The organism is Streptomyces sp. NPDC013157 (genome assembly GCF_042899865.1).
Lineage (GTDB): Bacteria > Actinomycetota > Actinomycetes > Streptomycetales > Streptomycetaceae > Streptomyces.
Map to the genome: position 1 here is coordinate 240512 of NZ_JBIBAK010000020.1, position 22330 is coordinate 262841.

20 protein-coding genes, 1 rRNA gene and 1 riboswitch are annotated in these 22330 nt (G+C 70.0%); of the genes, 7 read left to right on the forward strand and 14 right to left on the reverse strand.

What is annotated here, in order from left to right; all coding sequences use genetic code 11:
• Window positions 1-146: 146 nt before the first annotated feature.
• Complete coding sequence (locus tag ACFY6U_RS43525) at window positions 147-812, reverse strand: hypothetical protein (protein ID WP_390047446.1); 666 nt, start codon at window positions 810-812, stop codon at window positions 147-149.
• Window positions 813-1219: 407 nt separating this feature from the next.
• Here ACFY6U_RS43525 and ACFY6U_RS43530 point away from each other — a divergent pair, with 407 nt between their 5' ends.
• From ACFY6U_RS43530 to ACFY6U_RS43540, 3 genes are all read left to right on the forward strand, one after another.
• Window positions 1220-3175, forward strand: a complete 1956-nt coding sequence (locus ACFY6U_RS43530) for an APC family permease (protein WP_390047448.1) — start codon at window positions 1220-1222, stop codon at window positions 3173-3175.
• A 151-nt stretch (window positions 3176-3326) separates the two neighbouring features.
• Window positions 3327-3848, forward strand: coding sequence for a hypothetical protein (locus ACFY6U_RS43535; RefSeq protein ID WP_390047450.1), 522 nt, complete (start codon window positions 3327-3329; stop codon window positions 3846-3848).
• 49 nt (window positions 3849-3897) lie between these two features.
• Entirely contained in the window at window positions 3898-4293 is a 396-nt protein-coding gene (locus tag ACFY6U_RS43540; protein WP_351494654.1) for a helix-turn-helix transcriptional regulator, read from the forward strand.
• Window positions 4294-4454: 161 nt separating this feature from the next.
• Here the strand turns inward: ACFY6U_RS43540 and ACFY6U_RS43545 are convergent, their stop codons facing one another.
• Entirely contained in the window at window positions 4455-4943 is a 489-nt protein-coding gene (locus ACFY6U_RS43545) for a molybdopterin-dependent oxidoreductase (RefSeq protein WP_390047452.1), read from the reverse strand.
• Window positions 4944-5149: 206 nt separating this feature from the next.
• On the opposite strand from ACFY6U_RS43545, the gene modA reads away from it, so the two are divergent.
• The 3 genes from modA to ACFY6U_RS43560 are packed head-to-tail and all read left to right on the forward strand — an operon-like array spanning window position 5150 to window position 8053.
• Window positions 5150-5980: a molybdate ABC transporter substrate-binding protein gene (modA, locus tag ACFY6U_RS43550; RefSeq protein WP_390047454.1), complete on the forward strand. Its 831-nt coding sequence runs from the start codon at window positions 5150-5152 to the stop codon at window positions 5978-5980.
• Complete coding sequence (gene modB, locus ACFY6U_RS43555) at window positions 5977-6825, forward strand: molybdate ABC transporter permease subunit (protein WP_390047456.1); 849 nt, start codon at window positions 5977-5979, stop codon at window positions 6823-6825. The genes modA and modB overlap by 4 nt, the downstream gene beginning before the upstream one ends.
• A gap of 25 nt (window positions 6826-6850) precedes the next feature.
• Window positions 6851-8053 carry an ABC transporter ATP-binding protein gene (locus ACFY6U_RS43560; RefSeq protein ID WP_390047458.1) on the forward strand — a complete coding sequence of 401 codons (1203 nt, stop codon included), beginning with the start codon at window positions 6851-6853 and terminating at the stop codon, window positions 8051-8053.
• 46 nt (window positions 8054-8099) lie between these two features.
• Here the strand turns inward: ACFY6U_RS43560 and gcvP are convergent, their stop codons facing one another.
• Complete coding sequence (gene gcvP / locus ACFY6U_RS43565; RefSeq protein ID WP_390047460.1) at window positions 8100-10985, reverse strand: aminomethyl-transferring glycine dehydrogenase; 2886 nt, start codon at window positions 10983-10985, stop codon at window positions 8100-8102.
• A 177-nt stretch (window positions 10986-11162) separates the two neighbouring features.
• Window positions 11163-11256: riboswitch (glycine riboswitch) on the reverse strand.
• A 114-nt stretch (window positions 11257-11370) separates the two neighbouring features.
• On the opposite strand from gcvP, the gene ACFY6U_RS43570 reads away from it, so the two are divergent.
• A complete protein-coding gene (locus ACFY6U_RS43570; RefSeq protein ID WP_390047462.1) occupies window positions 11371-11751 on the forward strand; it encodes a PRC-barrel domain-containing protein in 381 nt (126 codons plus the stop codon).
• A gap of 208 nt (window positions 11752-11959) precedes the next feature.
• Here ACFY6U_RS43570 and ACFY6U_RS43575 read toward each other — a convergent pair whose 3' ends face one another.
• The 11 genes from ACFY6U_RS43575 to rrf all read right to left on the reverse strand — a co-directional run.
• Window positions 11960-13324, reverse strand: coding sequence for a DNA polymerase IV (locus ACFY6U_RS43575; RefSeq protein ID WP_390047464.1), 1365 nt, complete (start codon window positions 13322-13324; stop codon window positions 11960-11962).
• Between the two features lie 73 nt (window positions 13325-13397).
• On the reverse strand, window positions 13398-14042 hold the full coding sequence (locus ACFY6U_RS43580; protein WP_294008998.1) for a MerR family transcriptional regulator: 645 nt from the start codon (window positions 14040-14042) through the stop codon (window positions 13398-13400).
• A 296-nt stretch (window positions 14043-14338) separates the two neighbouring features.
• The gene (locus tag ACFY6U_RS43585; protein WP_026253112.1) at window positions 14339-14812 is read right to left on the reverse strand and encodes a bifunctional nuclease family protein; all 474 of its coding nucleotides are present in this window, start codon (window positions 14810-14812) and stop codon (window positions 14339-14341) included.
• Window positions 14813-14903: 91 nt separating this feature from the next.
• Entirely contained in the window at window positions 14904-15641 is a 738-nt protein-coding gene (locus tag ACFY6U_RS43590) for a MerR family transcriptional regulator (RefSeq protein ID WP_351494637.1), read from the reverse strand.
• Between the two features lie 40 nt (window positions 15642-15681).
• A complete protein-coding gene (locus tag ACFY6U_RS43595) occupies window positions 15682-16512 on the reverse strand; it encodes an FHA domain-containing protein (RefSeq protein WP_390047467.1) in 831 nt (276 codons plus the stop codon).
• Between the two features lie 190 nt (window positions 16513-16702).
• The gene (locus ACFY6U_RS43600; protein ID WP_390047491.1) at window positions 16703-17539 is read right to left on the reverse strand and encodes a DUF881 domain-containing protein; all 837 of its coding nucleotides are present in this window, start codon (window positions 17537-17539) and stop codon (window positions 16703-16705) included.
• A 5-nt stretch (window positions 17540-17544) separates the two neighbouring features.
• On the reverse strand, window positions 17545-17877 hold the full coding sequence (locus tag ACFY6U_RS43605) for a small basic family protein (protein WP_046727248.1): 333 nt from the start codon (window positions 17875-17877) through the stop codon (window positions 17545-17547).
• A complete protein-coding gene (locus ACFY6U_RS43610; protein WP_390047469.1) occupies window positions 17874-18785 on the reverse strand; it encodes a DUF881 domain-containing protein in 912 nt (303 codons plus the stop codon). Before ACFY6U_RS43610 ends, ACFY6U_RS43605 begins: the two co-directional genes overlap by 4 nt.
• A 106-nt stretch (window positions 18786-18891) precedes the next feature.
• Window positions 18892-21387: a sugar phosphate nucleotidyltransferase gene (locus ACFY6U_RS43615; RefSeq protein ID WP_390047471.1), complete on the reverse strand. Its 2496-nt coding sequence runs from the start codon at window positions 21385-21387 to the stop codon at window positions 18892-18894.
• 127 nt (window positions 21388-21514) lie between these two features.
• Window positions 21515-22123 (reverse strand): CDP-alcohol phosphatidyltransferase family protein, encoded by a 609-nt coding sequence (locus ACFY6U_RS43620; RefSeq protein WP_351494627.1) that lies wholly within the window; start codon window positions 22121-22123, stop codon window positions 21515-21517.
• Between the two features lie 112 nt (window positions 22124-22235).
• Window positions 22236-22330, reverse strand: a 5S ribosomal RNA gene (rrf, locus tag ACFY6U_RS43625); the annotation flags it as partial.

Here is a 22330-nt window from a genome sequence, read left to right on the forward strand (position 1 = left end):
GCCCGCCCCCGTACCGGTCAGCCTGCGACCGCGTCCGGCCATGAACGATCGGTCTTGATGCGCTCCTGACGCCCCTTCAGGCGGGTTCGGCTCCGGGCCGAGCAGGCACGTTCAGCGAGGTGACCAGCTCGATGCGACCAACCGCTTCAGGCGGGGGGATTCGCCGGCGACGCGATCTCCAGGATCACGGCGGGAAGCGCGGCCTCCAGGACCTGCCTGCGTGGCAGCGAGAGCCCGAAATGCCGTTCGATGATCTCCAATGCGGTGCGGTGCACTTCACGGCGAGGCACGTCGGGGTCCGGCAGCCCGGCGGCAGCCAGCATCTCCTCGACGTGTACCGCCACCTCACGGTCACCACTCACGCCGTCGTATCCCCATGAACCGTCCAGGTGGAGATTGAAGGCACACACGAGACGCTCGTCATGGAGGTAGGAGAACTGAGGCGGTACCGGCTTGCCGTTCTCCTCTTCGAATTCCAGCTGGAAGACGTGTGCACCACCCCGGGACACAGGCGGCTCCGGGCCGAACTCCGCCTGCCAGCCGCCGTACTTGACCACGAAGGCCCATTCGCCGGTCTCCCCGTAACGCAGACCTATCGGGGGATGGGGCTCCCAGGGACCGCCCTCCACGACATCGATCAGGTCCTTGCCGGTGAGGCGGCCCAGACCACGCGCCGTGCGTCTCGGCCCGAACACCGTGGCGGTCAGCCGCGATACCAGCTCCTCGGCGTCCAGCCCCCGGGCGAGCACGACGCTGTAGCCGCCGAAGGCGATCGACTGGGGAGCGGCAAGCCATGCGATTCCGTCGGTCATGGTGATCATCGTGACGCACCCTTGCCGGGCGCGTCACGAGGCCCCGCAGCCGCCCTCCTCCGGTCGGGCATCGGCTCCGACGCGCTCACTCGCCGAGTGAAGTGCTCCTCCGTGTCCCCGGTCCCGCGCCCGCAAGCCGGCGTACGGGATAACGCTCGGTGTCCGGAACCCGGCGCCCACCCGCCGTCCCCCGTACAGCCCAACGTCCCTCCGCGGCCTCCGAGCCACCCTTTCCTGATGGCCGACCATCGCCTGTCAGGGCATTCTTAACGCAAGCTTGACGCCCAGCGCCCTCCGATCCGTGGGCCCACGCGTCACTCTCTGCTTACGCTGGTGCCGCCGTCCGCGTGATGGCCGGAATCGAACTGCGCCCCACCACACCGCGCCGGACACCAGGAGCCGACCCCATGGCCACGACCGAACACCCCCCTCCCAGTCGCCTGCGCGCCTGGATGCTGGAGGGGCTGTCCGACATGGGCAAGGGCGGCGGGCACACCGGTCCCCACGCGCAGCCCGAACCCGCGCACCAGGGCCAGCGCTGGTGGCGGGTGATGTGCCTGACCGGTGTCGACTACTTCTCCACCCTCGGCTACCAGCCCGGCATCGCCGCCCTGGCGGCCGGTCTGCTGTCGCCGATCGCGACCATCGTGCTCGTCATCGTCACCCTGGCCGGCGCCCTGCCGGTCTACCGCCGCGTCGCCGAGGAGAGCCCGCACGGCGAGGGCTCCATCGCCATGCTGGAGCGGCTGCTCTCCTTCTGGCAGGGCAAGCTCTTCGTGCTGACCCTGCTCGGCTTCGCCGCCACCGACTTCCTGATCACCATCACCCTGTCGGCCGCGGATGCCTCCACCCACCTGGTGGAGAACCCGCACCTGACCGACTTCCTGCACGGCAAGCAGATGATCATCACGCTGTTCCTGGTGGCTCTGCTGGGCGCGGTCTTCCTCAAGGGCTTCCTGGAGGCGATCGGCGTCGCGGTCGCCCTGGTCGGCATCTACCTCGCGCTGAACGTCGTCGTCGTGATCGTCGGCTTCTACCACGTCATCACCGCCGAGCACGTCGTCACCGACTGGACCAGCGGCCTCACAGCGGAACACGGCAACGTATTCGTCATGATCGGCGTCGCCCTGATCATCTTCCCGAAACTCGCCCTGGGTTTGTCCGGCTTCGAGACCGGCGTCGCCGTCATGCCGCACGTCAAGGGCGAGCCGGGCGACACCGAGCAGCAACCCACCGGGCGGATCCGGGACACCAAGAAGCTCCTCACCACGGCCGCCCTGATCATGAGCTGCTTCCTGATCGCGACCAGCTTCATCACCACGCTGCTGATCCCGGAGAACGAGTTCAAGCCCGGCGGCGACGCCAACGGCCGCGCCCTCGCCTACCTGGCGCACGAGTACCTCGGCAACGCCTTCGGCACGGTCTACGACGTCTCGACCATCGCCATCCTGTGGTTCGCCGGCGCCTCCGCGATGGCCGGCCTGCTCAACCTCATGCCCCGCTACCTGCCCCGCTACGGCATGGCCCCGCACTGGGCCCGCGCCGTCCGCCCGATGGTCATCGTCTTCACCCTGATCGCCTTCCTGGTCACCTGGATCTTCGACGCCTCCGTCGACGCGCAGGGCGGCGCCTACGCCACCGGTGTGCTGGTGCTGATCAGCTCCGCGGCGGTCGCGGTGACCATCGCCGCCCACAAGGCCGGGCAGCGCAAGTGGACGATCGGGTTCGGGGTCATCTCGGCGGTCTTCCTCTACACGACCGTCGTGAACGTCATCGAGCGGCCCGACGGTGTGAAGATCGGTGCCTGCTTCATCGTCGGCATCATCCTGGTCTCGCTGCTCTCCCGCCTCGCCCGCGCCTTCGAGCTGCGCGTGACGAGTGTGGCCCTCGACGACATGGCGGAACGATTCATCCGCGATATGGCCAGCCGCAAGATGCGGTTCATCGCCAACGAGCCGGACCGGCGCGACAAGGCCGAGTACCGCGACAAGATCGAGCAGATCCGGGCCGACAACGAGATGCCCGAGCAGGAGGATTTCGTCTTCGTCGAGGTGACGGTCACCGACCCCTCCGAGTTCGAGGCGGGCCTGACCGTCCGCGGCGAGGTCCTGCACAACCGCTACCGCGTGCTGACCCTGGAGTCGGCCTCCATCCCCAACGCCCTGGCCGCGCTGTTGCTGCACGTCCGGGACGAGACCGGCTGCATCCCGCACATCTACTTCGAGTGGACCGAGGGCAGCCCGTTCGCCAACTTCCTGCGCTTCTTCCTCTTCGGCCAGGGCGAGGTCGCCCCGGTCACCCGCGAGGTGCTGCGCGAGGCGGAGCCGGACCGCGCCCGGCGGCCGCGCGTCCACACGGGCTGAGGGCCGCAGGCCGGACACGGGGGCACACGGGGCACGGGCACGGGGCACAGGGGCACAGGCCGTAAGAATCCCGTCAAGAACCGCACGGTCCGCATAAGAACCCTGTCAGCGGTCGCTCCCCCGCGGCCACCGACCCCCTACCGTCGGCCTCATGGAGGACAGAAGACCCGGGGGCCGGGCGGCCGGTGACCGAACCTGGCGCGGCAGCGCGCGTCTGGCCGTCGGCTCTGCCCTCGGCTTCGCGGGGCTGACGTTCGCGGTGGACTGGGACGCCGGCACGCTCACCCCGGCCCGCGCCCTGCTCTGGGTGCTCCTGTCGGCCGCGATCCTCCTCATGCTGCTGCCGGCCCGCGTCACGGCGGGCCCCGGCTGGCTGGCCGTCCATGGCCCGCTCCGCCGCCGTACCGTCCGCACCGACTCCCTCGTGTACGTCGGCCAGTACGGGGACGTCGCCGCGCATCTGGTCCTGCGCGACACCCGGGGCAACCGGCTGGAGCTCGACCCGGGTGTCCTGCACGCCAACCCCCTGCTCTGGCACGAACTGGACACCGGCGTCCGCCGCTCCCTGGAACGCGGCACCCTGCGCCGGGGCACCGAGGTGCTGGCACGGCTCGGCCACGAGATCGACGACACGAACGCACGCGCGGTTCTCGAGGCGTCCGGCCTCACCTGACCGGCGACCCCACGTCCGCGCACCCCGCCACCCGCCCTATGGTGAGCGCATGCCCTCCTACACGATCGGCCAGGCGGCACGGCTGCTCGGCGTCAGCCCGGACACCGCCCGCCGCTGGGCCGACGCGGGCCGGATGGCCACCCACCGGGACGAGGGCGGCCGGCGGCTCATCGACGGCACGGACCTCGCGGCGTTCTCCGTCGAACTGGCCAAGGCCGGCACCGCCGAGGAGGACGCCTCCTACACCTCGGTCCGCAACGCCTTCCCCGGCATCGTCACCGCGATCAAACTCGGCGACGTCGCCGCCCAGGTCGAGATCCAGGCCGGCCCGCACCGGCTGGTCTCCCTCCTGACCCGGGAGGCGGTCGAGGAACTCGGCCTGGAGGTCGGCATGGAGGCCACCGCCCGGGTGAAGTCCACGAACGTGCACATCGACCGCGTCTGACGGCTCACCCGGCCCGTACGGCCGTACCGCCCTACGTTCGCCCGTTCACCTGCACAGCAGGGCGGCCCACAGGTCCAGCCGGTCGCCCAGCCGGGACAGCCCGTTCAACCCGGTCGCCCCCGCCCTGGCCAACGCGGTGCGGGACGCGACGGGCGTGCGGTTCACGGAGTTGCCGCTGACACGCGACCGGGTGTGGCGGACTCTGGATGCCAGCCGCCGTACCCCCCGTCCACCCGGATCCCCCTGATGCCGCTGATGTGCCTGGCCCCGCAACGGTCCTGGGGCAGCACCAGTTGCGGTCCCGCCCCGTCCAGCGGGCTGTCGTCGATGCTGACGCCGAGCAGAACCGGGGCGTGGGCGAAGTCGGGGTCGATCTCGGCCCAGGAGAGCAGCGCGTGGTGCCCGTCGGCGCCGGAGACCGCGATGAGGAAGCGCAGCCGGTCCTTGCGGCGGCCGGGGTCGAATCCGGGTCCGGCCGCGGTGAGGACGTCGTACAGCCGCGGTCCGGTGAAGCCGTGGTGCTGGATGCCGCTGGTGGCGCACTCGAAGCTGACCCGCACCCGGTGCTGGGGCCAGCGCAGGAGGTCGGGCACGGTCAGCCGGGCCGGTCGTGCGAGGTCTCCGGTGAGGACGAGTTCGGCGAGCGTCATGTGCGGCCACCTCCCGGATGACGGTACCCGCAGCGCGTCACCGTACAAACGCACATGCCAGCTTCAATCACCATGTATGCAGCTCATGCAATGCGACAGAAGACTTACGCCTGGCAATTGCGGCAGTATCATCGCCAGGCGGCCGATAGACGGGTCGCGGCAGGGCGCGACAGATTGTTCATGGAATCCAGAGGAGTTCACTCGTGATGACCCGTTCCGTTCGCCGGACCCGGCGGACGCTCCAGGTGGCCGGTGCCTCGGTCGCGGCCCTGCTGGCCCTGAGCGCCTGTTCCTCCTCCTCCGACGACGACTCGTCCGCGACGACGAAGTCGGACCCGTCGGCGGCGGCGACGCCCAAACTGTCGGGCTCGATCACCGTGTTCGCGGCGGCCTCGCTCCAGGAGAGCTTCACGACCCTGAAGGCCGACTTCGAGAAGGCCCACCCGGGCACCAAGGTCAACTTCAGCTTCGGCGGCAGTGACACCCTCGCCGCGCAGATCACGAGCGGTGCGCCGGCCGACGTCTTCGCCGCCGCGAGCGCCAAGACCATGGCGATCGTGACGGACAGGAAGGACACCGCCACCACGCCGGCCACCTTCGTCCGCAACCAGCTGGAGATCGCCACCCTGCCGGGCAACCCCGACAAGATCTCCTCCCTGAAGGACCTCACCAAGTCCTCGCTCAAGGTCGTCCTCTGCGACAAGACGGTGCCGTGCGGTGCCGCCGCGCAGAAGGCCCTGGACGCCAGCAAGCTGAAGCTCACCCCCGTCTCCTACGAGGAGGACGTGAAGTCCGCCCTCAACAAGGTGGTGCTGAAGGAGGCCGACGCGGCGGTCGTCTACAAGACCGACGTCAAGGCCGCCGGCAGCAAGGTCGAGGGCGTGGAGTTCCCCGAGTCCGCAAACGCGATCAACGACTACCCGATCGCCCTCCTGAAGAACGCCCCGAACCCGACGGTGGCCAAGGCGTTCATCGCCCTGGTGCAGTCCGCCGAGGGCCAGAAGGTGCTGAACGACGCCGGGTTCCTCAAGCCGTGACGAAGGCCGACGAGTCCGGCGCCGCGGTCGGCACCCTCACGGGCGGTCCGCGGCGCCGGCGCGTCCGGTCGGCCGTGCCGCTACCGCTCCTCCTCCCCGGAGCGGTAGCTCTGGTCTTCCTGCTCCTGCCGTTGGTCGCCCTGCTGGTGCGGGCCCCCTGGCGCAGCCTGCCGTCGCTGCTGACCAGTACCGAGGTGTGGCAGGCCCTCCAGCTCTCCCTGGTCTGCGCGACGGCGGCGACGGCCGTGAGCCTGGTCCTGGGCGTACCGCTGGCCTGGCTGCTGGCCCGCACGGAGTTCCCCGGCCGGGGCTTCGTACGGGCGCTGGTCACCCTTCCCCTCGTCCTCCCCCCGGTGGTGGGCGGTGTGGCCCTGCTCCTGGCCCTCGGCCGCAACGGAGTGGTGGGCCAGTGGCTGGACGCCTGGTTCGGCATCACGCTCCCGTTCACCACGGCCGGTGTGGTGGTCGCCGAGTCCTTCGTGGCCATGCCGTTCCTGGTGATCAGCGTCGAGGGCACGCTGCGGGCCGCCGACCCCCGCTACGAGGAGGCCGCCACCACCCTGGGCGCCTCCCGTTTCACCGCGTTCCGCCGGGTCACGCTCCCCCTCATCGCCCCCGGCATCGCGGCCGGCGCGGTCCTGGCCTGGGCCCGTGCACTGGGCGAGTTCGGAGCGACGATCACCTTCGCCGGCAACTTCCCCGGCCGCACCCAGACCATGCCGCTCGCCGTCTACCTGGCCCTGCAGAACGACCCCGACGCGGCGATCGCCCTCAGCCTGGTGCTGCTGACCGTGTCGATCGCGGTACTGGCGGCACTGCGGGATCGTTGGATGACGGCATCTTGAGGACGACCTGGTGGACGACGCCCCGATGACACACCGACACCCCGCGGCCGCCGACGGCGCTCAGCCCCCACAGGGACCACCCGCACCCGACACTGATACCCGCACGAGTGGTGCGGGTGGGAACCCCGTCCCGGCCGAAGGCCGGGCGGCACCCCCCACCCACCTGCGCCCGGCGACGCCCGGCCTCCACGCCCACCTCGTCGTCACCCGCCCCACCTTCCGCCTCGACATCACCCTCACCGCCGCCCCCGGCGAGGTCGTCGCCCTCCTCGGCCCCAACGGCGCGGGCAAGACCACCGCCCTCCGCGCCCTGACCGGCCTCACCCCCCTCACCGCCGGCCATCTCCACCTGGACGGCACGGAGTTGGACCGCACGCCCCCCGAATCCCGCCCGGTGGGCGTCGTCTTCCAGGACTACCTCCTCTTCCCCCACCTCACGGCCCTCGACAATGTCGCCTTCGGCCCCCGCTGCCAGGGCGCGACAAAGGCCGAGGCCCGCGCCCAGGCGACCGCCTGGCTGGACCGCATGGGCCTCACCGCGCACGCCGGCGTCAAACCCCGCCGGCTCTCCGGCGGTCAGGCCCAGCGCGTCGCACTGGCCCGCGCGCTGGCCACCCGCCCCCGTCTCCTCCTCCTCGACGAACCCCTCGCCGCCCTGGACGCCCGCACCCGCCTCGACGTGCGTTCTCAACTCCGCCGTCATCTGGCCGAGTTCGAGGCGGTCGCGGTCCTGGTCACGCACGACCCGCTGGACGCCATGGTGCTGGCCGACCGCCTGGTCGTCATCGAACACGGCCGGGTCGTCCAGGAGGGCACGCCCGCCGACATCGCCCGCCACCCGCGCACGGACTACATCGCCCACCTGGTCGGCCTCAACCTCTACCGGGGCCGGGCCGAGGGTCACACGGTCGAACTGGACACGGCACCCTCGAACAGCACCACCATCACCACCACAGAAGTCCTCGCCGGTGACGTCTTCGTCGCGTTCCCGCCGAGCGCCGTCACCCTCTTCCGGGACCGCCCCACGGGCGCCAGCGCCCGCAACCTCTGGCGCTGCGAGGTCGCCGGCCTGGAGACCCACGGCGACCAGATCCGCGCCGACCTGACCGGGGAACTCGCCCTCGCCGCCGACCTCACCACGGTCGCCGCCGCGGAACTGGACCTGCACCCGGGCGCCACGGTCTGGGCGACGGTGAAGGCGACCCAGACACACGCCTACCCGGCGTGAAAGCGGGAGGCCCCGCCGAAGCGGGGCCTCCCTCACACCCTGTGCATCAGTCCTCGTACGCGTCCAGCGGCGGACACGAGCACACCAGGTTCCGGTCGCCGAAGGCCTGGTCGATCCGGCGCACCGGCGGCCAGTACTTGTCGGCGGCGGACACGCCGCCCGGGAAGACGGCCTCCGTGCGGCTGTACTCGTGCTTCCACTCCCCACCGAGCGCGGTCGCGGTGTGCGGAGCCCCGCGCAGCGGGTTGTCCTCGGCGGGCCACTCCCCCGCCCCGACCTTGTCGATCTCCGCCCGGATGGCGATCATCGCCTCGCAGAACCGGTCCAGCTCACCGAGGTCCTCGGACTCGGTCGGCTCGATCATCAGCGTGCCGGCCACCGGGAAGGACATCGTCGGCGCGTGGAAGCCGTAGTCGATGAGCCGCTTCGCGACGTCGTCGACGCTCACTCCGGTCGCCTTGGTCAGCGGCCGCAGGTCGATGATGCACTCGTGCGCGACCAGCCCGCCGGGCCCGGTGTAGAGCACGGGGTAGTGCGGCTCCAGCCGCTTGGCGACGTAGTTGGCGCTGAGCACGGCCACCTGCGTGGCCCGCTTCAGCCCCTCGCCGCCCATGAGCCGGACGTACGCCCACGAGATCGGCAGGATCCCCGCGGATCCCCACGGCGCGGCCGAGATCGGCCCGACGCCGCTCTCCGGCCCGGCGGCGGGCTGGAGCGGGTGGTTCGGCAGGTACGGCGCCAGGTGGGCCCGTACGGCCACCGGACCGACGCCCGGACCGCCGCCGCCGTGCGGGATGCAGAAGGTCTTGTGCAGGTTGAGGTGGGAGACGTCCCCGCCGAAGTGCCCGGGCTTGGCCAGTCCGACGAGGGCGTTGAGGTTGGCGCCGTCGACGTACACCTGTCCGCCGGCCTCGTGCACCTGCGCGCAGATGTCCGCGACGTGCTCCTCGAACACCCCGTGCGTGGAGGGATAGGTGATCATCAGGACCGCGAGCTCGTCACGGTGCTGTTCGATCTTCGCCCGCAGGTCCTCGACGTCGATCTCGCCGTCCTCGGCGGTCTTCACGACGACGACCTTCATGCCCGCCATGACGGCGCTGGCGGCGTTGGTGCCGTGCGCGGAGGACGGGATCAGGCAGACGGTCCGCTGTGCGTCGCCGTTGGCGCGGTGGTATGCGCGTACGGCGAGCAGCCCGGCGAACTCGCCCTGCGATCCGGCGTTGGGCTGCAGCGACACCTTGTCGTACCCGGTGACCTCGGCGAGCCGCTCCTCCAGCTCCCGGATGAGGGACAGGTAGCCCTGTGCCTGCTCGGCGGGCGCGAACGGGTGCAGCTGGCCGAACTCGGACCAGGTGACCGGTTCCATCTCGGTGGTCGCGTTGAGCTTCATGGTGCAGGAGCCCAGCGGGATCATGCCGCGGTCCAGCGCGTAGTCCCGGTCGGCGAGCCTGCGCAGGTAGCGGAGCATCGCGGTCTCGGAGCGGTGCTGCCGGAAGACGGGGTGGGCGAGGTAGCCGTCGGTGCGCAGCAGCGCCTCGGGCAGCGTGTCCTCGGTGACGGCGTCCAGCGCCTCGACGTCGCCCTCGACGCCGAAGGCCGTCCACACGGCGCCCAGCTGGGTGCGGGTGGTGGTCTCGTCGCAGGCCATGGAGACGTGGTCGGAGTCGACGAGCCGCAGGTTGACACCGCCCTGGCGGGCGGCGGCGACGATCTCGGCGGCCTTGCCGGGCACGCGCGCGGTGAGGGTGTCGAAGTAGGCGCCGTGCACGATCTCGACACCGCCGGCCGTGAGTCCCGCGGCGAGGATCGTGGCGTAGCGGTGCGTCCGCTGCGCGATGGCCTTGAGCCCCTCGGAACCGTGGTAGACGGCGTACATACCGGCCATCACGGCGAGCAGCACCTGCGCGGTGCAGATGTTGCTGGTGGCCTTCTCCCGCCGGATGTGCTGCTCGCGGGTCTGCAGCGCCAGCCGGTACGCCTTGTTCCCGTCGGCGTCCACGGAGACGCCCACGAGCCGTCCGGGCAGGCTGCGCGCGAACTTCTCCCGGACCGCCATGTAACCGGCGTGCGGCCCGCCGAAGCCCATCGGCACACCGAACCGCTGGGTGGTGCCGACGGCGATGTCGGCCCCGAGCTCGCCCGGCGAGGTCAGCAGGGTCAGCGCGAGCAGGTCGGCGGCGACGGTGACGAGCGCGCCGACTGCGTGCGCCTGCTCGACGACGGCCTTGATGTCGCGTACGGCACCGGAGGCACCGGGGTACTGGACGAGGACCCCGTTGATCTCACGCCCGGCGAGGTCAGCCGGAATACCGTCGGCGAGGTCGGCGACCACGACCTCCACGCCCGTCGGCTCGGCCCGGGTCCGGATCACGGCGATGGTCTGCGGCAGCGCGTCCGCGTCGACGACGAAGACGCCCTTCTTGTTCTTGCCCATGCGCAGCGACAGGGCCATGGCCTCGGCGGCGGCCGTGCCCTCGTCGAGCAGCGAGGCACCGGAGGTGGGCAGCCCGGTGAGGTCGGCGACCACGGTCTGGAAGTTCAGCAGCGCTTCCAGCCGGCCCTGGGAGATCTCCGGCTGGTACGGCGTGTAGGCCGTGTACCAGGCGGGGTTCTCCATCACGTTGCGCAGGATCACGGGCGGCGTGAAGGTCCCGTAGTACCCCAGGCCGATCATCGAGTCGAGCACCTGGTTACGGTCGGCCAGCGACCGCAGCTCGGCCAGCACCTCGGCCTCGGTCCGGGCGGCCGGCAGCTCGAGCCGGTCGGCGTTCTTGATCACGTCCGGCACGGCGGCCGCGGTCAGGTCGTCGAGCGAGCCGTACCCGACCTGGGCGAGCATCTTGGCCCGAGCCTCGTGGTCGGGGCCGATATGGCGCTGCTCGAAGGGAATACCCTGCTCAAGCTCGGAGAGCGGAATGCGCTGGGCGGTCATTGCGGAGGCCTCCTGGTCTGACGCGACCTTCGAGGGGTACCCCGGCACGGGTACCCCGACGGCCTCCCCCTCTGTCATCTGACCTGAGAGCTTCGCCGGTGCGCCCTTGTGGACCACCGGCTTTCACCGTCGGTGAGAGCGGACACCGTCGGCATCCGCCCTGCTTTCCAGAGTGACCTCGTCCGTGCGGTACGTGAGCCTGAGAGATTCCGGGGAGGATTTGCTCCTTCGGCGCCTCCGGTTTCCCGGAGGACTCTCCCGCACGGGGTCAGCAGCCGCCTGCCAGCCTACCAGCGGGGGCAACACCGGAGTCTTCGAGTGGCCGCCTCCTTCAATGTGCTCTTTTGTAGTGCTTACGGATGAGTTGCGACCAAGTGGAGGGCCCGTGCAGACCGACATCGATCCGCGCAACCTGATCGGCCGCAAGGCGTTCGACCGCAACGGCACGAAGATCGGCACGATCGACGAGGTGTACCTCGACGACGCGACGGGCGTGCCGGAGTGGGCGGCCATACGCACCGGCCTGTTCTCCCGGGACGCCTTCGTGCCCCTGGAGCCCAGCGAACTGGTTGAGGGCACCCTGAAGGTCCCCTTCGACCGCGCCCTGATCAAAGACGCCCCCGACTTCGGCGTGGGCCGCCACCTCTCCCCGGAACAGGAACTCCAGCTCTACCACCACTACGGCCTGGACACGGCTCCCCCGCCCCACGACCATCCGGACCACGACTTCGGCAAGCTGGCGGGGACGGAGGACGCGGGGGCGTGACGCCGACGCCGGGTACGGTCGTGGTTTGGCCGCGGGCCGGTGGGGGCTGGTCGCGCACTTCCTCCCCCAGCCTCCTGCCGGGGGTACCCCCAGCGCCCCTTCAGGTTTCTTCAGCCGCGGGCAGTCATGCCGCTGGGGCGGCACGGGTGGGCGCAGCGCCACCCTGCCAGCGCCGGTGAGCCCCCCCCCCCCCAGCCCCGACCCACAGTCACGTACGCACGCCGTCCGCCGAAACCCCCGGCACCAACGGCAGCGGCTCCGCAGGCTCCAGCTCAGGGTCCTCGACCCGGAACGTCCGCACTCTCCCCGGCCCCATGGACCCCGGCGTCTCGAACCGCACCGTCACCCGCCCGAGCCCGCTCCCCTGCACCCATCCGTGCCCGTACTCGGCATGCCGCACGTCGTGCCCCGCCGGCCACCGCCGCTCGGCAACCACCTGCTCCTCAGCGACCGGCTCCGCCACGTCCTCCTCCGCCGTGAACTCCGCCGCCCCCTCCCCGGCCGCCGCCTGCGCGAACAGGTCCTCCTGCGTGTAGTCGGCCAGCCCCGACACCCCCACCCCCAGCAACCGCACGCCCCCCGTCGTGTCCACCGAGTCCAGCAACCGCGCGGCCGCCTCCCGCACCACCGCCGGGTCGTCGGTCGGCCCTCTGAGCGTCTCGGACCGGGTGAGCGTCGAGAAGTCGTACCGCCGCACCTTCAGCACGATGGTCCGCCCGGACAGCCCGGCCCCCCGCAGCCGCCGCACGCACCGGTCGGCCAGCCGCTGCACCTCCAGGCCCACCCGCAGCCGGTCGTGGATGTCCACGTCGTAGGTGTCCTCGACCGACACCGACTTCGTCTCCCGTTCGGCCACCACGGGCCGCTCGTCGTGCGCGAGCGCCATCGCGTACAGCGCGTGCCCGTGCGCCTTGCCGAGCAGCCGTACCAGCTCGTCCTCCCCCGCCTCGGCGATCTCGTCGACCGTGGTGATCCCGGCCCGCCGCAGATGGTCCCCCGTCGCCGGCCCCACCCCCGGCAGGGTCCGCACCGTCATCGGCCCGAGCATCGCCCGCTCCGTGCCCGGCTCGATCAGCACCAGTCCGTCCGGCTTGGCCTGTTCGGAGGCGATCTTCGCGAGCATCTTGGAGGCGGCGAGCCCGACGGACCCGGAGAGCCCCGTGGCGGCCCGTATGTCGGCGCGCAGCCTCTCCCCGACCAGCCGCGCCGACATGGCGTCCCAGGCCACCCCACCGGCCTCCAGATCCACGAAGGCCTCGTCCAGGCTGAGCGGCTCCACCAGCGGCGAGAGCCCCCGCAGCAGCCCCATCACCTGCTCGCTGATCGACCGGTACAGCCCGAAGCGCGGCACCAGATACGCGGCGTTCGGCGCCAGCCGCCGCGCCTGCCCCATCGGCATCGCGGAGTGCACCCCGAAGACCCGGGCCTCGTACGACGCGGTGGCCACCACACCGCGCGGTCCGAGCCCGCCCACGACCACGGCCTTCCCGCGCAGGCTCGGCTTGGACGCCTGCTCCACCGAGGCGAAGAAGGCATCCATGTCGAGATGCAGGATCGTGGGCGCGTTTCTCACATCTCCGATGCTGCACCACACCACTGACAATGCCCCGGCACGGTTTCCCGTGCCGGGGCATCACATGGGGCCTTCAGACCGCGCGGTTGCGCCGCCGCGCCAGTTCGTCGGCCGGGTTGTGGCCGACGAGCGTCTCCCCGGTGTCGACGCGCTCGCCGTGCAGCTGGGAGAGAGCGCTCTCCACGTCCCGCCACACCACGCCGACCGCGATCCCGAAGATGCCCTGACCGCCCTGGAGCAGGGCGTGCACCTCGTCGGGCGAGGTGCACTCGTAGACCGTGGCACCGTCGCTCATCAGGGTCATGCGCTCCAGATCGCGGAAACCGCGTTCCCTCAGGTGCTGGACGGCGGTGCGGATGTTCTGGAGGGAGACCCCGGTGTCCAGGAACCGCTTGACGATCTTCAGGACGACGACGTCCCGGAAGCTGTAGAGACGCTGGGTGCCCGACCCGTAGGCGGGCCGCACGCTGGGCTCGACCAGGCCGGTGCGGGCCCAGTAGTCGAGCTGCCGGTAGGTGATGCCGGCCGCCGCGCAGGCCGTGGGCCCGCGGTAGCCGATCTCCTCGGTGGCCATGGACGCCGCCCCTCCGCCGCTCGGCACTGCGGTCGGCCGCTGCGGGGCGTGACCGGCAATGCTGCTGTGAAGCGGGGACGGACCGCTCTCCCCGAAACCGCGTCCGGGGGCACCCCCAGCCATACCGTCGCCGCTGCTTCTCACGCCGACCTCCGTCCTTGACCTGCCTTCTCGACGGTAGGCAGTCACCAGGGGTGCGTCAACGATCGCCACACTCGGCACGCCGAGTGATAATCACCCTAGGAGTGGTTTCCCGTGCCCCACCGCGGGGAAAGGCTAGCCGAATGCTCTGGCGGGAGGCCGTAGGACGCTCTCAATGGCCGCTGGCAATTGCCCATGAGTTTCGGCTGTGACCAGCCCCGAACCGGCCCGTCACGGGCCTTCTGTCACGAACCGGCCCGTCACCGACCTCCTGGTGGATGACGGGCCGCTCCGGTCCCTCACTGGCTGCTGGTGCCGAAGTCCTCGGGCGAGATCTGGTCGAGGAACTCGCGGAACTTCTCCACCTCGTCCTCCTGCTCGTCCGGGATCGCGATGCCCGCGTCGTCCAGCACCGTGTCACTGCCGTAGATCGGCGTTCCGGTGCGCAGCGCCAGCGCTATGGCGTCGGACGGACGGGCGCTCACCTCGACCCCGCTGGCGAAGACCAGCTCCGCGTAGAAGACGCCCTCACGCAGGTCCGTGATGCGCACTTCGGTGAGCTCCTGGCCGACGGCCTCCAGCACGTCCTTGAACAGGTCGTGCGTCAGCGGCCTGGCAGGCGCCATGCCCTGCTGGGCGAACGCGATCGCCGTCGCCTCCCCCGGCCCGATCCAGATGGGGAGGTAACGGTCGCCTCCCACTTCGCGCAGGAGCACGATCGGTTGGTTGGAGGGCATTTCCACCCGGACACCTACGACATCGAGCTCGTTCACACAGCAACCCTAGGCCGTGCCCGGGACGTTTGGGTAGTCGGGCCGGGAACGCGCGCCCGATCCGGCCTCCGCCCGGGTCCTGTCGTGGTACTCACGGCAGCCGCACCCCCAGCGCCGTCTGCATCAGCGCGGCGTGCAGCTTCACCGTGAGCGCCGCCAGCTCCTTCGTACGGGCCTCCGCATGGGCCCTGGTCTGCGGGTTGCGGTGGCGCTTGAGCGGCGCCACCACCTGGTCCACCAGGCCCGCCTCCCGGTCGGCGGCGGCCTTCATCGCCCGCAGATGGCGCGGCTCGATCCCGAACCGGCCCAGCTCGGCCACGAGAGAGGCCACAGTGACCGTCTCGGCGTCGTACACGCCGTCCTCCAGCGGAGCGATCAGCCCGTACGACTCCCACTCCGCGAGGCAGTTCTCGTCGATGTCGGCGGCCGCGAGCAGCTCGTCCCGGCCGATCCGCGCCACCGTGGGCGCCTCGGAGACCACCGGCACGGCCTCACCGTCCCGCTGCCGCCCCAGCACGGGCGGCTGTACCGCCTCGCCGCGCTCCATGGCCTCCAGGTACTCCCGGATGACCTTGAGCGGCAGATAGTGGTCCCGCTGCATCCGCAGGACGTGCCCGAGACGCTCCACGTCCCCGGCACTGAACTTCCGGTACCCGGAAGGAGTACGGCGCGGCTCGATGAGCCCCTCCGACTCCAGAAAACGGATCTTGGAGATGGTGACTTCGGGGAACTCGTCGCGCAGCACGTTCAGCACCGTGCCGATGCTCATCAGCCCGGATTCCGTGGCGGCGGTGCCGTGACCGGTACCGCCGCTCGGTGTGTGCAGCATGGACCTTCTTCCCTGGGTCCTCCAGGCGAGCTCCGGGGGGTCAGATGCCCTGCCGGCTCGCATAGAAGACCAGCCGGTACTTGCCGATCTGGACCTCGTCACCGTTCGACAGAGCGACCTGGTCGATACGCTCCCGGTTGACGTACGTGCCGTTGAGGCTGCCGACGTCGGCCACCGTGAAAGAGCCGTCCGGCTGACGGCGGAACTCCACGTGCCGACGCGAGACCGTCACGTCGTCCAGGAAGATGTCGCTCTGCGGGTGGCGGCCGGCCGTGGTCAGGTCACTGTCCAGCAGGAACCGGCTGCCCGAGTTCGGGCCCCGGCGCACGACCAGCAGCGCGGAGCCGAGCGGCAGCGCGTCGACCGCCGCCTGCGCCTCCGGAGAGAGCGACGGCATCTGGGTCTGGCCGGTGACCTCGGCGTCGTAGGCCTCAAGGCCGGAGATCGAGATCGTGGACGTCGTCTCCGACGCACGCTCGGGGACGGCGCCCGCGCGCAACGGGGCTCCGCAGTTGGAACAGAAGCGGGCGTTCTCCGCGTTGCGGTTACCGCACCTCGTACAAACCAGGGCCGACATGGACGGATCCTCCTGCCGCGGCTGCCCCGCCGGGGCGTTGGACGCGTACGGGCCGGAGGCGAACCCTCCACCCGTACCTGAGGTTGACGGTTGCCCGAAACCTATGCCGCCGGACTGGGACGGGTCAACTGACGGCGCGCCCTGGCCTCCCGAAATGTCACCCCCCGGACCAGCCACCTGGTCCCGGAACAGCGGGCGCTGGCCCTCCGCGTCGGGCTGTGCCCGATGGCGCGCGGTCGCGTTGTCGCTACCCTCTCGCGCGCTCTTGCCGAACAACTTCGCAAACAACTTCACGGGCGATTCCCCTTGACCGAAACAGACCCGCCCGTGGGGCAGGACGAACCCTGACTGAATAAACCGGCCGACCCGGACAACCACACAACGTCCGTATCCACCAGACAGTTTCCACCACGCTCCGGTTCCCCGGTGCGCCGACCCCCCGCATCCTCATGCCCTCGCCGGACGTCCCCCATGCACCACCGGTTCACTGTGAGGACGACCGAGCGTAGTCAGGCTGCTTCGCCGGTCGCAAGGCATCCACGACGATCTTGGCCGATCGCTCGACGGTCACAGTCGCCTGTTCCTTCTCGAGGGTCTGCACCACGCCTCCGGGGATGTTGAGGGCCGGTTCGAGGTCCTGCGGCTTGCCGATCACCTTGAAAACGTAGGGCTGGGTGATCTTGTTCCCGTCGACGCTCACACTCTTCCCGGAGTCGGTGAGGTAGGTGCCGGCGATCACCCGGACCCCGTCGACCTGGATCGCCTCCGCGCCGGCCGCGCGCAGCTCCTGGATCGCGTCGAGCAGCATGTCCGCCTGCACCGTCCCCTTCGGGTCGTCGACCGTCATCGTGATGCCAGGACCCTGCGCCGCCACGGTGCCCGCGAGGATACCGAGTTGCCGCACCTTCTCGGCCGTCTGCCTGCGGGCCTCCGCCGCCTGGTCGGAGCTGCTCTGCAACTCCTGGCGCTGCTTCTCGAGTCCTGTCTTCTCGTCCTCAAGACGCTGAGTACGGTCGTCCAGTTCATCGAGGATGCGGACAAGATCTTCCTGACGGGCCCCGCGCAGCGCGCTGTCGCTGTCGCTGTTCGACGCCACCTGCACGGCGAGCCCGAACCCGAGCCCGAACAGCAGCACGGCGACGATCAGTTGGGCCCGGCTCACCCGCGGCGGCCACAGCCCCTGGACCAGCCTCTCGCGGCCGGACAGCTTGGCCTCCGGCTTCGGCTCGGCGGCGGACCCTGCCTCCGGCGCCGTGGCGGGCACCTCGGCCGGGAGTTCTCTGCGCAGCCGGTGCTCCGGCTCCTTCTCGTGCTCGCCCATGCCGCTCACGCCCGGAAGACGTGTCGCCGGATCGCCGCGGCGTTGGAGAAGATGCGGATACCGAGGACCACCACGACCCCCGTGGACAGCTGCGAGCCCACACCCAACTTGTCGCCGAGGAAGACGATCAGCGCGGCCACCACCACGTTGGACAGGAACGACACCACGAAGACCTTGTCGTCGAAGATCCCGTCGAGCATGGCCCGCAGACCACCGAAGACGGCGTCGAGCGCCGCGACGACGGCGATCGGCAGATACGGCTCGACGACCGCCGGAACCTCAGGCCGGACCAACAGTCCGGCCACGACGCCCACGACGAGGCCAAGTACGGCGATCACGATGTGCCCTTCTCCGTTTTCTCGGTGTACGGCTGTGCTGTACGTACGATCACACTGGGCGCGGCGGGCAACCGGACGTCACTCTCCGTGGAGATGGCCGCCCGGATGTCGAAGTTCTCCTCCAGGGCATGCAGGTACAGCCCGTCGGGGCTGTCCTGGAACCTGGAGCCGAGTTTCTCCCCGTCCCCCACCGCCAGCACCGTGTACGGCGGTACCAGCGGCCTGTTGTCGACAAGTATCGCGTCCCCCGCGGCCCTGATCGCGGACAGGGCCGTCAGCCGCTGCCCGTTGATCGAGACCGCCTCGGCACCCGCGGCCCACAGCCCGTTCACGACGCGCTGCATGTCATGGTCCCGTACCCGGCCGGTGTCGGAGAAACCGGAGGTCTCCCGGGGATTGCCGGCGTCGCCGCCCGAGGAGGCCTCCTTGGCGTCGTTCACCACCAGCTTCACGCCGGGGCCGTGCACCGCCGTGGCGCCCGACAGGACGTCCACCAGGTCCGCCTGCCCGCTGCCGCCGCTCTCCTGCAGCGCGGCACGCTGGCGGGCGCTGACGTCGTCCCGCAGCTTGTCGACACTGGTCTCCAGCTTGTCGGCGGCCGCCGTCTCCCGGTCGACCCTGTCGATGAGCTCCTGGCGCTCCTTGGCCACCACCGGCGCCGTCACGCGCGCCTGCGCCGCTCCCACGGTCACCACGAGGGCCGCCAGCACCAGACCGCCGGCGAGCCCCAGCCTGGCCCGGAGGGTCTTCGGCATGCCGCCGCTCTCCCCCTGAGCCCGCTTCCGCGCGGCCGCCTCGGCGTACCCGTCGTCGAGGCTGTGGTCCATGACGTTGGTGATCAACGACATGGAGGCGTCCGGGCGCGACGGCCGGGCGGCGCTGCTCCGAACGGGGGGTTGCTGCGGCATGCCGCACATCGTCGCACGTCGCGACCAGTACCTCCGAACGGCCCCACCGGCGTGCCGGACCGGCCCCCGTGGGGACACCTGTCCGGCACGCACGCGTGCAGCGGTTTTATCGTCCGGCGCTGTCCACCGTCGCCGACCACTCGTCCAACAGAGCCTGTGCGGACGCGTCGTCGGGCCCTTCGGCCCACAGGTGGGTGACCGCCTCGGCCGGGTCGGGCAGCACCATCACCCAGCGCCCGTCGGTCTCGACGACCCGCACCCCGTCGGTCGTGTCGACGAAACGATCACCGGCCGCCTCGACGACACGCCGCATGACCAGTCCCTTGACAGCCCACGGTGTGGCCAGGTCCCGCTTGAGGACGTGCGCCTTGGGGATCCGGGCGTCGATCTGGCTGAGCGTGAGCTGCGTCCGCGCCACCAGGCCGATCAGGCGTACGAACGCGGCCGTGCCGTCGTAGACGCTGCTGAACTCCGGAACGATGAACCCGCCCTTGCCGTCACCGCCGAAGATGGTGCCCTCTTCGCGCCCCACACGCGTGAGGTCGTCGGGAGAGGTGGTCGTCCACTCGACCTGGGTGCCGTGGTACGCGGCCACCTGCTCGGCGATCCGGGTCGTGGTGACCGGAAGCGCCACCCGGCCGCTGCGCCGCTCGGCGGCGACCAGGTCGAGCATCACCAGCAGCGCACGGTCGTCCTCGATGATGCGGCCCTTCTCGTCCACCAGGGACAGCCGCTCGCCGACCGGGTCGAACCGCACACCGAACGCGGCCCCGGAGGACGCCACGATCTCGCCGAGCCGCACCAGCCCGGCCCGCCGCTGGTCGGCGGTCTCCGTGGGCCTCGCCTCGTTCAGGCCGGGGTTGATGGTCAGCGAGTCCACACCGAGCTTGCCGAGCAGGCTCGGCAGCACGAGCCCGGCACTGCCGTTGGAGGCGTCCACGACGACCTTGAGGCCCGATTCGGCGACCCCGGTCGTGTCGACGTTCCGCAGCAGCGACCCGGTGTACGAGTCGAAGACACTGGCCGGGAAATAGAGGTCGCCGATCTCACCGGGGAACGCGCGCCGGTACTCCTGCCGCGCGAAGATCCGGTCCAGCTTGCGCTGGCTGGCCTGGGAGAGGTCGGCGCCCTGCCCGTCGAAGAACATGATGTCGACGGAGTCCGGCACCCCGGGCGAGGTCCGGATCATGATCCCGCCGGCGCTGCCCCGCCCGGTCTGCTGCCGGGCCACGGGCAACGGCACGTTCTCCAGGTCGCGTACGTCGATGGCACTGGCCTGGAGCGCGGAGATCACCGCTCGCTTGAGCGCACGGGCACCACGCGAGTGGTCGCGGGCCGTGGTGACGGTGGACCCCTTCTTCAGGGTGGTCGCGTACGCACCGGCCAGCCGTACGGCCAGTTCCGGCGTGATCTCGACGTTCAGGATCCCGGAAACGCCCCGGGCACCGAACAGATGAGCCTGTCCCCGGGACTCCCAGATCACCGACGTGTTGACGAAGGCGCCGGCCTCGATGGTCTTGAAGGGATAGACCCGGACATTGCCCTGAACGATCGATTCTTCACCGATCAGGCACTCGTCACCGATGACCGCCCCGTCCTCGATCCGTGCGGCCCGCATGATGTCGGTGTTCTTCCCGACGACACAGCCCCGCAGATTGCTGTGCTGCCCGACGTACACGTTGTCGTGGACGACGGCCCTATGCAGGAAGGCGCCGCTCTTCACGACGACGTTGGACCCTACGACGGTGTGCTCGCGGATTTCCGCGCCGGCTTCGACCTTGGCGTAGTCGCCGATGTACAGCGGCCCGCGCAGCTCGGCGTCCGGGTGCACCTCGGCGCCCTCGGCGACCCACACGCCCGGGGATATCTCGAAGCCGTCGATGTCGACGTCGACCTTGCCCTCCAGGACATCGGCCTGCGCCTTCACGTACGACTCGTGGGTACCGACGTCCTCCCAGTAACCCTCGGCGATATAGCCGTAGATCGGCTTGCCTTCCTTCATCAGCTGAGGGAAGACATCGCCGGACCAGTCGACGGGAACGTCGGCCTCGACGTAGTCGAATACCTCGGGCTCCATGACGTAGATGCCCGTGTTCACCGTGTCGGAGAAGACCTGGCCCCAGGTCGGCTTCTCGAGGAAGCGCTCGACCTTGCCCTCTTCGTCGACGATGGTGATGCCGAATTCCAGTGGATTGGGGACGCGCGTCAGACAGACGGTGACGAGCGCGCCCTTCGCCTTGTGGAAGTTGATCAGTTCGGTGAGGTCGAAGTCGGTCAGCGCATCGCCGGAGATGACGAGGAAAGCATCGTCCTTCAACGCCTCTTCGGCGTTCTTGACGCTTCCGGCGGTACCGAGTGGCTTCTCCTCGTTGGCATAGGTGAGCTCCATACCGAGCTCCTCGCCGTCCCCGAAGTAGTTCTTGACCAGCGATGCCAGGAACTGCACAGTGACGACGGTCTCGGTGAGCCCATGCCTTTTGAGCAGCCGTAGCACATGCTCCATGATCGGCCGGTTGACGACCGGAAGGAGTGGCTTGGGCATGCTGGAGGTCATGGGGCGAAGGCGTGTGCCTTCACCACCGGCCATCACGACGGCCTTCATGTCGGAAGCGTCCTCCTCTAAGAGATGACGGTCTAGCCGACTTCACCCGTCCAGATTGTCCCGCACTTTTCCGCCGCGGGCCATCGAGAGCAATCGAGGGGCCACTAAGTCCGGACAATCGCCGAGCTCAATCGGCTGTGGCGTCCGCGCGGACGAGGCGGCGGACTTGCACCACGTAGAGCACTCCTGCCCACCAGTAGAGCGTTGTACCCCACCCTGCGAACGCCCATCCGAAAATAGCAGCGAGTGACGAGATCCAGCCGCTTCCGTCACTCAGCAACAGGAGCGGGAACGCGTACATCAGATTGAAGGTCGCGGCCTTGCCCAGGAAGTTCACCTGGGGTGGCGGATAGCCGTGCCGGCGGAGGATCCCCACCATCACCAGCAGAACCAGCTCACGCAGCAGCAGCACGGCCGTCAGCCAGAGCGGCAGGATCTCGCGCCAGGTGAGCCCCAGCAGCGTCGACAGGACGTAAAGCCGGTCCGCGGCCGGGTCCAGCAGCCGGCCGAGGCTGCTGATCTGGTTCCAGCGCCGGGCGAGCTTGCCGTCCAGGTAGTCGCTGACGCCGCTGAAGAGCAGCACCAGCAGGGCCCAGCCGTCGCTCTTGGGCCCGCCGAACTCGGGCCTGAGGATCAACCACAGGAAGACGGGTACGCCGACCAGGCGCGCCATGCTGAGGATGTTCGGGATGGTGAGGACGCGATCCGTCTGGACACGCGTCTCCTGGACCTCCACCCGGGGGCCTCCTGTGGTGGGAAACGAGCCAACTTTGCTCCCTGACCCTACCTCAACGCAAAAAAGCTCTGGCTCTTGGGCTTGTCGCCCAAGAGCCAGAGCTCTAAAAGGAGTTCGGCGGTGTCCTACTCTCCCACAGGGTCCCCCCTGCAGTACCATCGGCGCTGTGAGGCTTAGCTTCCGGGTTCGGAATGTAACCGGGCGTTT